At 62.9% G+C, this 12,351-nt stretch carries 11 protein-coding genes; 7 read left to right on the top strand and 4 right to left on the bottom strand.

The features are described 5' to 3' along the window. Positions 1–16 precede the first annotated feature (16 nt). Entirely contained in the window at positions 17–838 is an 822-nt protein-coding gene (locus C2L65_RS22215; protein ID WP_042309362.1) for an SIR2 family NAD-dependent protein deacylase, read from the bottom strand. A gap of 162 nt (positions 839–1,000) precedes the next feature. Here C2L65_RS22215 and C2L65_RS22210 point away from each other — a divergent pair, with 162 nt between their 5' ends. Continuing rightward, complete coding sequence (locus C2L65_RS22210) at positions 1,001–1,768, top strand: bestrophin-like domain (RefSeq protein WP_042309361.1); 768 nt, start codon at positions 1,001–1,003, stop codon at positions 1,766–1,768. A 116-nt stretch (positions 1,769–1,884) separates the two neighbouring features. Next, positions 1,885–2,523 (top strand): LysE family translocator, encoded by a 639-nt coding sequence (locus C2L65_RS22205; RefSeq protein ID WP_042309360.1) that lies wholly within the window; start codon positions 1,885–1,887, stop codon positions 2,521–2,523. A gap of 97 nt (positions 2,524–2,620) precedes the next feature. Here C2L65_RS22205 and C2L65_RS47095 read toward each other — a convergent pair whose 3' ends face one another. Next, positions 2,621–2,749: a hypothetical protein gene (locus C2L65_RS47095; RefSeq protein WP_007749609.1), complete on the bottom strand. Its 129-nt coding sequence runs from the start codon at positions 2,747–2,749 to the stop codon at positions 2,621–2,623. Positions 2,750–3,224: 475 nt separating this feature from the next. On the opposite strand from C2L65_RS47095, the gene C2L65_RS22200 reads away from it, so the two are divergent. From C2L65_RS22200 to C2L65_RS22190, 3 genes are read left to right on the top strand one after another with little or no spacing between them, the layout of a single operon-like run. Further along, positions 3,225–4,034, top strand: coding sequence for an acetoacetate decarboxylase (locus C2L65_RS22200; protein WP_042309359.1), 810 nt, complete (start codon positions 3,225–3,227; stop codon positions 4,032–4,034). A 30-nt stretch (positions 4,035–4,064) separates the two neighbouring features. Next, positions 4,065–4,847 carry a 3-hydroxybutyrate dehydrogenase gene (locus C2L65_RS22195; RefSeq protein WP_042309358.1) on the top strand — a complete coding sequence of 261 codons (783 nt, stop codon included), beginning with the start codon at positions 4,065–4,067 and terminating at the stop codon, positions 4,845–4,847. Positions 4,848–4,856: 9 nt separating this feature from the next. Next, entirely contained in the window at positions 4,857–6,110 is a 1,254-nt protein-coding gene (locus C2L65_RS22190; RefSeq protein ID WP_042309357.1) for a DUF3734 domain-containing protein, read from the top strand. 99 nt (positions 6,111–6,209) lie between these two features. On the opposite strand, the gene C2L65_RS22185 is transcribed toward C2L65_RS22190, so the two are convergent. Continuing rightward, positions 6,210–7,691 carry an alkaline phosphatase family protein gene (locus C2L65_RS22185; protein WP_042309356.1) on the bottom strand — a complete coding sequence of 494 codons (1,482 nt, stop codon included), beginning with the start codon at positions 7,689–7,691 and terminating at the stop codon, positions 6,210–6,212. Positions 7,692–8,073: 382 nt separating this feature from the next. Between C2L65_RS22185 and C2L65_RS22180 the strand changes: the two genes are divergently transcribed. Together C2L65_RS22180 and C2L65_RS22175 are read left to right on the top strand one after the other, a co-directional pair. Continuing rightward, positions 8,074–8,559: a helix-turn-helix domain-containing protein gene (locus C2L65_RS22180; RefSeq protein WP_042309355.1), complete on the top strand. Its 486-nt coding sequence runs from the start codon at positions 8,074–8,076 to the stop codon at positions 8,557–8,559. A 2-nt stretch (positions 8,560–8,561) separates the two neighbouring features. Then, positions 8,562–9,893 (top strand): type II toxin-antitoxin system HipA family toxin, encoded by a 1,332-nt coding sequence (locus C2L65_RS22175; protein ID WP_042309354.1) that lies wholly within the window; start codon positions 8,562–8,564, stop codon positions 9,891–9,893. Positions 9,894–9,946: 53 nt separating this feature from the next. On the opposite strand, the gene C2L65_RS22170 is transcribed toward C2L65_RS22175, so the two are convergent. Then, a complete protein-coding gene (locus C2L65_RS22170) occupies positions 9,947–12,196 on the bottom strand; it encodes a phospholipase C/P1 nuclease family protein (RefSeq protein WP_042309385.1) in 2,250 nt (749 codons plus the stop codon). Positions 12,197–12,351 lie beyond the last annotated feature (155 nt).

The following is a 12,351-nucleotide window of genomic DNA, read 5'->3' as shown; positions in this document are numbered from 1 at the left end:
GATATCGCGCCGTCCACTATGCCTTCATTGACCGATCGAGCAATTCAAGCCCGTCGATTGCACCTCGTGCAAGCCCAATCCCATGGTGCGGCGCGATGCCGAAATCGCGTGGATTGATGCGGATCACGCGCGGCCCGTTTTGCTCGCTGAAGTAACGCACGGTCGGTATCGCCTTGCCCGCGCCGATTTCGATCACGACGAGGCGCTCGACCTTCGACAACCACGCCTGTAGCCGCGCCTCCTGCCGCTCGGTGCGCAACGCAATCCAGTCGTAGTCGCCGAACATCAGGATATTGGGCCGCGCAACGGCGCCGCACTTCGGACAGCGCGGCAGCTCGCTCACGAGTTCGCAAGTCGATTCGTCGACCACGGGCTGCACGTCGGTGGCCGGCCATAGCCCGTCGTGGCAGACTTCCGAGCATTGCAGCATGTGAATGGAGCCGTGACACTCGGCAATGGCCGCGGCGTCGAAACCCGCCGCCTGAAACTGCCCGTCGACGTTGCTGGTGAACACGGCAAGGCCGCGCGGCAGCGTCTCTGCCCAACGAAGCAGAATATCGAAACCCCGATGCGGCACCGTGCGCCGGTACAGATCGAGCCGGTGCCCATAGAAGCCCCAGCAAAGCCGCGGATGCAGCGCCATTACGCGCGGATTCGCCATGTCCTGAAAGGTCAACCGATGCTGCTTCAACGCGGGATACGCGCGCCAGAAACCCTCTGCGCCGCGATAATCGGGCAGGCCTGAATCGACGCCCATCCCCGCCCCGGCCGTCACCAGCATGCCATCGGCCTCGCGCAGCCACGACACGGCGTGCCTGATTCGTTCGTTTTCGTCCATCGCGCCACTCTAGCAATTTGCCCGACGATCGTCTTGTGAGCGATGCGGCGCTATTGGACAATAGCGTCGCAAAGGCGCGTTCATGCGCCCGGCGCGTTCATGCGCCCACGTTTTGGCCGTTCCCTCCGTTTTGCCGACCGCAATCGAACCGGAGACGTGCAGATGCCTTCGTTGATGAGCCACCCGCTGTTTCTGTTCATCGTGTCGTTTGTGGCCATGTTGATTGGCGCATTTGCCGGCGCGAGGCTGGCACACCGGCATCGCAAGCTCGCCGACGACATCCGCGACGACTTCAACGTCGTGCAGGCCGCGACGCTCACACTGCTGGCGCTGATGATCGGCTTTACCTTCTCGATGGCCGTGAGCCGCTACGACCAGCGCAAGAACTACGAGGAAGAAGAAGCCAACGCGATCGGCACCGAATACCTGCGCGCCGGTCTGCTGCCCGATACCGATGCGCAGCGCGTACAGACCTTGCTGCGCCGTTATCTCGATCAGCGCATCCGCTACTATCTGGCGCACGACGACGACAGCATCGCCCGGATCGACGCGGCGACGAACCAGCTCGAAAACGATCTATGGATGGCCGTGCGCAACGTCGCTGTCGAAAAGCAGACGCCCGTGATCGCGCTCGCCGTGTCCGGCATGAACGACGTGATCAACACGCAGGGCTATACGCAGGCATCATGGTGGAATCACATTCCGTTGGCCGCGTGGTCGCTGATGCTGGGAATCGGCCTGTTCTGCAACCTGCTGATCGGCTATGGCATGCGTGGACAGACCAGGCGCAATGCCGTCCTGCTGATCTGGCCCATCGTGATCGCGCTTTCGTTCGCGCTGGTCGCGGATATCGATAGTCCACGTGGCGGGCTGATCCGGCTCGCGCCTGTCAATCTGATCGCGCTGTCCCAAACGCTCGGGCCGAACTGAACGGCGCGCGCCTGGCAGGCGCGTTGCAGACGTTGCGCGTTGCATCTATTCTTTCGGCACGCACACGTTCCTGGCCAGGCGCTCGCGCCGAAAGCCGCGCTCAAGGAGACCGTTCGATGTCCGCATCCGCCGCTGTATTCGCCATTCTCGTCGCGTTGTTGCTGGGCGCGATGATTCCCGGCCCGAGTTTCGTTCTCGTCGCGCGAAATTCGATCAGCCTGTCTCGCGGCGACGGGTTGTCGACCGCGCTGGGCATGGGCATCGGCGGGATTTTCTTTGGTGGCCTTGCGCTCGCCGGGCTTTATACGCTGCTGGTCGCCGTCGAATGGCTGTATATCGGATTGAAAGTGGCGGGCGGTTTGTATCTGGTCTACATCGCGTGGAAAATCTGGCGCGGCGCGGCTCGCCCGATTGCGATGGACAACACCGGCGCAGCGCACAGCCGTAGCGCGAAGAAGTCGTTCTGGATTGGATTGACGACGCAGCTCAGCAACCCGAAGACGGCGATCTGGTACGGCAGTATCTTTGCCGCGCTGTTGCCGCAACATCCGCCCGTCTGGTGCTACGTGGTGCTGCCGCCACTGGTGTTCGCGGTGGAGTTCGGGTGGTACACGGTCGTCGCGCTGTGCTTTTCGAGCCGGGGCCCGCGCGAGGTTTATCTGCGCGCGAAAACGTGGATTGACCGGATCGCGGCGGGCGCCATCGCGGCGCTTGGACTGCGGCTGATCTTCGCGGCTCGAAAAGTCGGTATCTGACTGGCGACAGCGTCGTCAACCGCCATAACGTGACGCGGCGACGCGCTGATGAACAAAGGGGAGTTCAAACTGAACTCCCCTTTTTTATGCCAAATGCTTAGCGGCGATACGCTTCAGCGAGAACCGCGCAGTGCTGCAGGTGCAAGTCGACGGCGCGGATAGCGAGTTCGCGCAGACGCGAAAGCCAGCTCGTGGACGGGACAGCGGCGGTCGTAGCTTGTTGCATGGCGGACTCCTTGTGCGGGTAACACCCTAGGTAATAACCCTAGTATATCCCTGCACATGCCGCGCTGCAACAAAATCAAAAACTTTTCTCCAACGTCTGGTTGCGGCCGCCTGCGTGTCGAGGGCTGAACGAAGCCATTCGGCCGTCCCCCTTTCGCGTGAGTCGATTGGTTAGCTCACGAATCAATCTCATCAGATTATCTACAACACTAATCATCAGATTACCGATATATCTGACTTGCCAGCAATCAAATGCATGACATCCGTATTTCGTTTTCGCGTCATCGATATTTCGCTCACGAAAACAGGTTATGCCGATTTTCACAATGATTGACGGTTATCGTCCGTGCCTGACAGCGCTCGTCACTGTTGCGTGCAGACCAACGGTGTATTGGAGAAATTAATGTGATCCCGAAAAAATTTTTGCTCTAAGATTCGCGGTGCTCCAACAACGCCCAATGCCTAAGAGGAAGTTCATGGACATCAAATCGATCCGGCAATCCGCATTTGCGATGCCCGTTCACAATCCCGCCTACCCTCGCCCGCCGTTCCGTTTTCTCAATCGCGAGTACTTCATCATTTCGTACGAAACCGATATGGATGCGCTGCGCGCCGTGGTGCCGGAGCCGCTGAAGCCTGAAAACGCGCTGGTCCATTACGAGTTCATTCGCATGCCTGATTCGTCGGGTTTTGGCGACTACACGGAAAGTGGCCAGGTGATTTCGGTGCGCGACATGGAAGGGCGTCTCGCGAATTACACGCATTCGATGTACCTCGACGACGAAGGTCCGATTGCCGGCGGCCGCGAAATCTGGGGCTTCCCGAAGAAGCTCGCGCGTCCCACATTGGGCGTCGACGGCAACGACACGCTGCTCGGCACGCTCGATTACGGCACGCAACGCATCGCGACGGGCACGATGGGCTACAAGCATCGCATGATCGATATCGAAGCCGAGCGCGCCAAGCTCGCCGACACGCCCAACTATCTGCTGAAGGTGATTCCGCATGTCGACGGCACGGCGCGTATCTGCGAACTCGTGCGCTTCTATCTGCGCGACGTGACGGTGCTCGGCGCATGGACCGGGCCGGCCGCGCTCGAACTGCATCCGCATGCACTCGCGCCGATCGCCGATCTGCCCGTGAAGCGCGTGGTCGGTGCGCGACATGTGATCGCCAATCTCACGCTCGATATCGGCGAAGTCGCCTTCGACTATCTCGCGCCTGCGCAAACTGAAACGCAGACCGCAAAGAAGTCGAATGACGACGCGCTCGAACTCGCGGTTTAACGCTCTCCACATTTTTCAAGGGAACACACAATGTCACTGCAAAACAAAGTCGCGCTCGTGACGGGTGCAGCAAGCGGTATCGGCGAACAATGCGCTCGCAAGCTCGCCAGCCTCGGCGCCGCCGTCGTGATTGCGGATCTGAATCTGGAGAATGCGCAGAAGGTCGCGTCGAGCATCGTCGAAGGCGGCGGCAAGGCGATCGCCGTATCGATGGACGTGACGAACGAGGAAGCCGTCAACGCGGGTATCGAGCGCGCGGTGAAGGAACTCGGCAGCATCGACGTGCTCGTGTCGAACGCGGGCATTCAGATCGTTGCGCCGATCGAGGACTACGCCTTCTCCGACTGGAAGAAGATGCTCGCCATCCATCTGGACGGCGCGTTCCTCACCACCAAAGCCGCCATCAAGCACATGTACGACAGCAAGCGCGGCGGCTCGATCGTCTATATGGGCTCGGTACACTCGCATGAAGCATCGAAGCTGAAGTCGGCCTATGTCACCGCGAAGCACGGTCTGCTCGGCCTCGCGCGCGTGGTCGCGAAGGAAGGCGGTCCGCGCGGCGTGCGTGCCAACGTGGTGTGCCCGGGCTTCGTGCGCACGCCGCTCGTCGACAAGCAGATTCCCGAGCAGGCCAAGGCGCTCGGCATCAGCGAAGAGGAAGTCGTGAAGAACGTGATGCTGAAGGAAACGGTGGACGGCGAATTCACGACGGTTGAAGACGTCGCCAATACAGTCGCTTTCCTCGCGGGCTTCGAATCGTCGGCACTGACGGGACAATCGGTAATCGTCAGCCACGGCTGGTCGATGAAATAAGGAGAACGTATGCGCAGCGACACAAAGAACATCATCCCGCAGCCGGAACCGTTTGTGTTGCCGCGCTACGACGAAATCGCGCTCGTGCTGCAAGGCGGCGGTGCGCTCGGCTCCTATCAGGCGGGTGTCATCGAAGGACTCGCCGAGGCGAAGGTCGAGCCGCACTGGATCGCAGGCGTGTCGATCGGCGCGCTCAACACGGCGATCATCGCGGGCAATGCGCCGGAAAATCGCGTAGCAGCATTGCGCGGCTTCTGGAATGCGATCTGTCATCCGCTCGACTGGGTGGGCAGCGTGAGCGCCTGGACGCTGCCTGGCCTGGGCTTGCATGACCTGTCGCGCAAGTGGGCCAGCATGTGGGCAGCAGGCCGCGCGCTGACGGAAGGTCAACCCGGCTTTTTCGCGCCGCGCTTTCCGTTGCCCATGGCGGGCCTCGGCAAGCTGGACCCGAGCCGCGTCAGCTACTACGACACGGCCGCGCTGCGCGCAACGCTGCTGCAATACGCCGACTTCGACCGCATCAACGATGGCGCCATTCGCGTGTCCGTGGGCGCCGTGAATGTGCGCACGGGCAATCTCACGTACTTCGACAACCGCAAGATGCGCCTTGAGCCGGAGCATTTCATGGCGTCGGGTGCGTTGCCGCCGGGCTTCCCGGCTGTCGAGATCGACGGCGAATACTACTGGGACGGCGGACTCGTTTCGAATACGCCGCTCACGGAAGTGCTGCGCGATTCGGATCACAAGGACACGCTGGTCTTTCAGGTCGACTTGTGGAGCGCGCGCGGCAATGCGCCGGGCGACTTCCCCGACATTTCCGAGCGAGCCAAGGACATCCAGTATTCGAGCCGCACGCGCGCGATCACGAACATGCTCGCCGAGCGGCAGAAGCACGCGCGCTTCATCAAGGAACTGCTCGAACATGTGCCGACGTCGGTGCTGAAGGCGGACCCGCTGTTCCGTCTTGCCCAGCAGGCAGCGGACGGCAGCGCGATCAACGTCGTGCATCTGATCTACAAGAACAAGCCATACGAAGGCCATTACAAGGACTACGAGTTCAGCATGGACACGATGCTCGAACATTGGCAAAGCGGCCTCGACGATATCCGCGACTCGTTCTCGCATCGCGAGTGGTTCGACGTGCCGAGCCGCGAACTGGGTTTCGTCACGCACGACGTCCACCGCCCTGCTGGGTCCGTGCCCGAGTCCGACAAGCAGCCTGTCGAAACCGAACTCGGCAAGCGACGCAAGGCAGCGGCTTGAGCGCTGCTGCTGCGACCCGGCGTGCGTGATGAATTGCGGCTCTGCGACACACATCGCAGAGCCGCAATGCCACCGAGCCGTGCAAACGTCGCGCAGAATTTACATGCCGCCAGGGAATCCTAGCGCGGTCGCTTTCGCGCGCAAGTCGGCAAAGCGTCCGCCGGGCGCGTTGGCTACGGCAGGCTGAGATGCTGCCTGAGATGCCGAGGTGGACGGCACCTGCTGGCTGTGATCGACGCCGCCAAGCCCCGGAATGATCCCCGCTGTCGAGCACGCGACACCGAACGTGCCTTGTGTCACCGCAATCGCGGGCGCGTCGGTTCGCGGGGCGTCGGTGAAGTCGAGCGCATACGCCATGTTGAAGGTGCTAGCATCGCTCGCGCGCACACCCAGCGGATCGAGACCGAAGCGCCACGCAATCAGTTGATGAATCGAGCTGGGATCGAACGGATAGCGCGACACCATGTTCGCCCGCACGCGCGGCCCGAACAGCATGCACGGCACGCGAAACCCGAGCCGGCCATCGTTGCCGACACCCTGCTCCGCCGTCGATACGGGCTTGATGGGCGGCACCGCGTGCTCCATGAAGCCGCCCCATTCGTCATACACGAGAATCATCAGCGTCGTGCTCCAGTTCGGACTGGTGCGCAGCGCGTCGTAGATCTGGCCGAGCAGCACCTGACCGTTGCGCACGTCGGCATGCGGGTGATCGTCGTTCGACGTGCCTTGCACCTCGCCCGCGAAACTCGGATCGACCATGCAGAACGACGGCAGATTGCCGGAGGCCGCATCCGAGAGAAATTCCGCGAACAGTTTCGAGCGGCCGACGTAGCGCGTGCCATACAGCGCGGTGAACGGGACGTCGTGGAAGTAATACGTCGATGAGACGCTCTTCGCGTCGAGCCGATCCCAGATGGTCGGCAGCGACGACGTATCGACGCTGTCGTCGAGGCGATCGGTCTCGCCGCTATGCAGATAGAGACGGTTCGGAAACGTGGCCGACAGAATGCCGCTCATGTAGTAGTCGCAGACCGTGTACTGCGTGACGGCGCCGCGGTAGAAGTCGAGATCCGCCGCGCCGAAATAGCCGATGGGCAGCAGGTCGCCGCGCAAGAGGCTCGTGCCCGGCGTAAGCAGAAAGCCATTCATCGCACCGTTCGCAAGATGCGTGCGCCCTGCGCTGTACAGATGGTTCGGATCGGAGAAACTGCACGCCTGGAACCCGTACGCGGCATTCGACGTCAACGCGAACGACGATTGCGTCTGACCGAATGCGTCGGTGAACTGGCGGGCCTGCTGATGCTCCGCGTTGGGCACCCAACCCAATATATGGTCGAATGAACGGTTCTCCATCGTGACGAGCACGATATGATCGATGCCCGACGTGGCGGGCGCCGGCAACGCTGGCCGTGGAAGGCTCGCGCGATCGGGCGGAATACCGTTCGTCGAACCGGTGCTGCCCGACGATCCGCCGCCACCTCCCCCGCCACACGCCGACAACGCGACACTGCCCGCGAGCGCCGCCAGGATCATGCGGCGCGTGGGATCGGGCGGATTCGAAGAGTGTGAATCGCTGCTCATGGCCTCACCTCCGTTGTTGTGAATATCGGTCGGGTCGCCGTTGCCTGATCGCGCGGCGAGATCAGCCTTTATCAGCACTTCACGTACCCGCGGGTGACGGAATGCTTGCGCTGCGGAGCGGCGAGCATTGCATGCAGGGGTAAGCGCTTCTCGTCCATCCCTGAGCGCTGTCGCGCACGGCCAGATTGCTAACCATTCTCAACCGAGGTGCCCGTCGGTCACACATATACAGGCTTTAGACTGTATTTATTATTTACAGTTTATAAACTGTATCTTGCCAATACAGTCTTTGGTCTGTATTCTGTATCGACCGGGCAGTGTGTGCGGCACGTGCGCCGCACCGAAGTTCTACCCGCATCAACCCGTCTCCTCGAGGCCAGCCGTGGACTATTCCGTCAAGACGCTCAGCCAGTTGCGCCCCGTTCTGCGCGGCTTTCGCAAAGCCGCAGGACTCACGCAGGCCATGATCGCCGAGCGGCTCGGCATCACGCAGCAAAGCTATGCGCAGTTCGAGGCAGACCCCGCCGCCGCCGGGGTCGAGCGGCTCTTCAAGGTCTTGCGGCTGTTGAACGCCGGAATCACGCTCAGTCAGGACGAGCCTTCGCCCGCAAACGCGACGCCGGTGGCAAAGATGGCGTCGCCGAACCGCGTGACCGCAACGCGCCGCAACGCGCCGAAAGCAGCGCCGCGCAAGCCCGCAGCCGAGCGTTCCGCGCCCGCTCTCAAAGCGGATAAACGCGCGCCAACAGGCGCGGCCGCGCAAGGCGCCCGAAAAGCGCCGCGCAAGCCCGCGGCCACGCCGGATGCGCGAGCCGCGGCACGAGCCCCGCGCACGGCAGGCGCGCCGAAGAAACGGGAGCAGTGGTAAGCATGGGGCGCCGCTTACAGACTCAACGCCTCGACCTGTGGATGAACGGACTCGCCGTCGGCTACTGGGAAAAATCCAGCGGCGGCGAGCGTCTTGTCTACTTCGACGACTGGATCGCCGACGAACAGGGCCGTCCGCTGTCGCTGTCCCTGCCGTTCACGCCAGGCAATCAGCCGTATCGCGGTGCCGTCGTGTCGGCGTTCTTCGACAACCTGCTGCCCGACAGCGAACCCATCCGGCGCCGAATGGCGCAGCGCTACAAGACGGGCAGCACGGCGCCGTTCGATCTGCTCGCCGCACTCGGGCGCGATTGCGTCGGCGCGATCCAGATGCTGCCGCCGGGTGAAACGCCGGCCCACCTCTACCGTATCGGCGGCGACACGCTGACAGCCGATGACATCGCCCGGCTGCTGCGCGACACGACTGCGGCGGCGCCGCTCGGCCAGCGCGACGAGGCGGCCGATTTGCGCCTCTCCATCGCCGGCGCGCAGGAAAAGACGGCACTGCTGCGTCACAAAGGCCGCTGGGTGCTGCCCGCGGGCAGCACGCCGACTACGCATATCCTGAAGCTGCCGTTGGGATTGGTCGGCAACATGCGGGCCGACATGCGCACGTCGGTGGAGAACGAATGGCTGTGCTCGAAGATCGTCGCCGCCTACGGCCTGCCTATCGCCGCGTGCGAGATCGCGCAGTTCGGCGATCAGAAAGCGCTCGTCGTCGAGCGCTTCGACCGCAGGCTGTCGAGCGACGCAACGTGGATCGTGCGTCTGCCGCAGGAGGACATGTGTCAGGCGACGGGCACGCCGCCCATTGCCAAGTATCAGGCCGACGGCGGGCCGGGCATCGACGCCGTGATGCACATCCTCGCCGGTTCGGACGATGCCGCCGAAGACAGCGCGCGCTTCTTCACGACGCAACTGATCTTCTGGCTGCTCGCCGCCACCGACGGTCACGCGAAAAACTTCAGCATCGCGCATCTGCCGGGCAACCGATATCGCGCGACGCCGCTCTACGACGTGCTGTCCGCGCATCCCATCATCGGACGCGGCGCGAACCGCATTCCGATGCAAAAGGCAAAGCTGGCGATGGCCGTGCGCGGCACGAGCAATCATTATCTGATTGGTCAGATACTACGGCGGCACTGGATCGCGCAAGGTCAGCAGGTCGGCTTGCCGCCCGATGCCGTCGACGAAATGATCGCCTCGGTCAAGCACGCCACGCAGCACGTGATCGATACCGTCGCCGCGCAGCTTCCGGCGGACTTTCCGGAAGATCTGGCGTCGGCGATCTTCGACGGCATGTTGAAGCAGAGCAAAAAGCTCGCGGCCGCCTGATCCGGAAGCGGCGCGCGCGCCCACATAGACGCGCGCCGCCCGAGCCCAATCCATCAACCGATCACCGGCCCGATCTTGTCGAGCGTCAGCGAAGGCAGGAACGCCTTGTCCTGATACACCTTCGCAAGCGCTTGCTCGCTGATCTCCCGCGCGCCGGCCGGCAGCGACGTATCGGCGGCGGCATACGCGGATTCCCACATCGCGGCGAGATAGCGCGCGCCTGCGCCCATCAGCTTCGCCGTGTCGTCGCCGAACGCATCCCACAGACCATCGACGACACGCGCCGAACTGCCGCCGCCCAGCCGGATGTACTCATCGATCAGCGTGGACGGCGGAAGAATCGTCGCCGCTTCGGCCATCAGCGTGACAGTTGCGAACGCGGCGTCGCGCCCGTCGTCGATCTTTGGAATCTCGCCCTCGAACGCCTTCGCCTGAGGCCCGATCTGCGGCAAAAGCTCGCCCGAATGACGGTCGACCATCTTGTCTTCGTAGGCCGCATGCACGCCCTTGCCCGGCCACTTCTTCGGCGTCGCGCCGGGCGCTTCCTTGTAGCCGTCCGAGTGATAAGAGCCGTGCAAAGGCTGGCATGCGTCGCCGACGTAATGCGCAAGCACGCCTGCCGCGCACAGGAACTTCGTGTCGTTACGCGCCTTCAACTGCCTGACCATCTCGTCGAAAATCTGCCACACGCGAAACGGCAACAGACCTTCGTAGCGTGCATCGTTTTCGCCTTCATCCGCATACCACTTCGACCACACCGCGACGCTCATGTTGGCAATATTGCCGAGCGTCACGTCGCGCAGCGTCTTGCCGTCGCCGTCGGGCTGATCGATGTCCGCGTAGTGATTCGGATGCTCGGGGCCCGCGTTCTGCGCGTAGTCGCGTCCGCCCGGCACGCGGCTGGGCGTCTTCTTCCACACGAGGTCGGGCACATCGGCGAGTTCGACGAAATCGCCGCGCGTGAGCTTGTCGCGAATCTGCTCCGGCGTGAGTTCGTCCGGACGAAAGCTGATCCGCTCGACATTCGCGTCGAGAAAATCGTGCAGCGGACCTGGCTTCACCGACTGGATTGCCGCCGTCGCGATGCTGTAATGGCCCGTTTGTCCCCAGTACGGATTCGCGCCGACGTTGTGCGCCCGCACGAGGTCCACGTCGAGCAGCTGGCAGGCCGTGCTCAGGCCTGTCGCGAGCGCGTAGTTCAGACGCTCGCCGTCGTCGCTCGCAAGCGATTGCCCGCCCCATTCGATCGCGAGCGGAGTGAGACGGCGCTCGTCGTCGCCCGTTGTGCTCGCGGGCGAAGTCAAATACCACAACGTCCCCGAGTCGCCGGGCTGCGTCTGCGGACTGCCGTTCGCGGGCGCGATCAGAAACTGCGAAACATAGTCGTAGCCCGCAAGCGATTTGTGCCGGTAGAACAGCGCCTTGATCGTGCCGTCGAGCGCGCCCGATGCGCTGCCGAATGCCGTCACGGGCTGATCGATCAGTTGCAGGCTCAGACTCAGCTCGTTGAGATCCGCGACATTGCCGATGCTGCCTTCGATGCCGAACGGTTGGCTCGACCAGTCATTCGCGTCGTGTACTTCGACGAGCCCGATATCGAGCGTGAGGAAGCTGCGGCTGCCCGCAAACTCGGGAAATACCACGGTGAACGGTTCACGTGTGAGCTGCCGGTCCGATGCAATGGCGACTTCGGCTACCGCGCCGCGCAACAGCGCCTTCACGGGCGAGCCGGGCTCGCCGCATACATGGCGATTGCTGAGTGCGTATGTCGTGTGGCCGTCCGTCACGAGGCAGCCGACGCTCGCCGTGCGCTCGATGCCCTGTGCATCCGCGATCAACGGACAGCCGCCGCCGATATACGTCGACGGCCAGCGTGCATCCGCCGGCGCGGTCGTAACGGGCACCGTCGGCTCGACGGCGACCACGCAGACGGGCACCGCGCGGCCGTCGGGCATGTAGAGCGTGCGCGGCACCATATGGTCGGGGTCGACCTTGCCATGACCGAACTCGGTCGCGTCGACCCAATCGCGCACCAGTACGATCACGGCGGGCCACGAATACGGACGCACTTCGGAGTTGTCGAACGTGCGTATGCCCTTCGCTTTCACGCCTGATTCCGCGTCACCATTCGCGCCGCGCCGCTGATCCGGCCACGGTTCGTCGTTTCGAATCAGATACAAACCAACGGCCGTACCGACGACATTGGCCTTGTTCGACAGATGCCAGTGATACAGATCGCGCGCTTCGAGCAGATCCTTCAACGACAGGCTCTGGAAATTGTGCTGCGTGGACAGTGGATTCATCGATTCACCTCGACGCTCGCCGGTCGCGTCGACCGGCCGTTGCAGGCACGCCGCCTTGTCGCACGTCGCAACGCATGCTGCGTGCATGAGATGCGGCGGCGCGTGGTCGCGTACAAGGTTCTCCGATGCATATGACAACGTTGGGTCATTTTTGG

The sequence above is a fragment of the Paraburkholderia terrae genome, from assembly GCF_002902925.1.
Classification (GTDB): domain Bacteria; phylum Pseudomonadota; class Gammaproteobacteria; order Burkholderiales; family Burkholderiaceae; genus Paraburkholderia; species Paraburkholderia terrae.
The sequence above is the reverse complement of the archived record's forward strand: the minus strand, read 5'-3'. Positions and strand labels throughout refer to the sequence as shown.

What these genes read in the sequence shown, in the direction of transcription:
- C2L65_RS22215 (WP_042309362.1), bottom strand. Translation starts at nt 838, where the DNA reads ATGGACGAAAACGAACGAATCAGGCACGCCGTGTCGTGGCTGCGCGAG.
- C2L65_RS22210 (WP_042309361.1), top strand. Translation starts at nt 1,001, where the DNA reads ATGCCTTCGTTGATGAGCCACCCGCTGTTTCTGTTCATCGTGTCGTTT.
- C2L65_RS22205 (WP_042309360.1), top strand. Translation starts at nt 1,885, where the DNA reads ATGTCCGCATCCGCCGCTGTATTCGCCATTCTCGTCGCGTTGTTGCTG.
- C2L65_RS47095 (WP_007749609.1), bottom strand. Translation starts at nt 2,749, where the DNA reads ATGCAACAAGCTACGACCGCCGCTGTCCCGTCCACGAGCTGGCTTTCG.
- C2L65_RS22200 (WP_042309359.1), top strand. Translation starts at nt 3,225, where the DNA reads ATGGACATCAAATCGATCCGGCAATCCGCATTTGCGATGCCCGTTCAC.
- C2L65_RS22195 (WP_042309358.1), top strand. Translation starts at nt 4,065, where the DNA reads ATGTCACTGCAAAACAAAGTCGCGCTCGTGACGGGTGCAGCAAGCGGT.
- C2L65_RS22190 (WP_042309357.1), top strand. Translation starts at nt 4,857, where the DNA reads ATGCGCAGCGACACAAAGAACATCATCCCGCAGCCGGAACCGTTTGTG.
- C2L65_RS22185 (WP_042309356.1), bottom strand. Translation starts at nt 7,691, where the DNA reads ATGAGCAGCGATTCACACTCTTCGAATCCGCCCGATCCCACGCGCCGC.
- C2L65_RS22175 (WP_042309354.1), top strand. Translation starts at nt 8,562, where the DNA reads ATGGGGCGCCGCTTACAGACTCAACGCCTCGACCTGTGGATGAACGGA.
- C2L65_RS22170 (WP_042309385.1), bottom strand. Translation starts at nt 12,196, where the DNA reads ATGAATCCACTGTCCACGCAGCACAATTTCCAGAGCCTGTCGTTGAAG.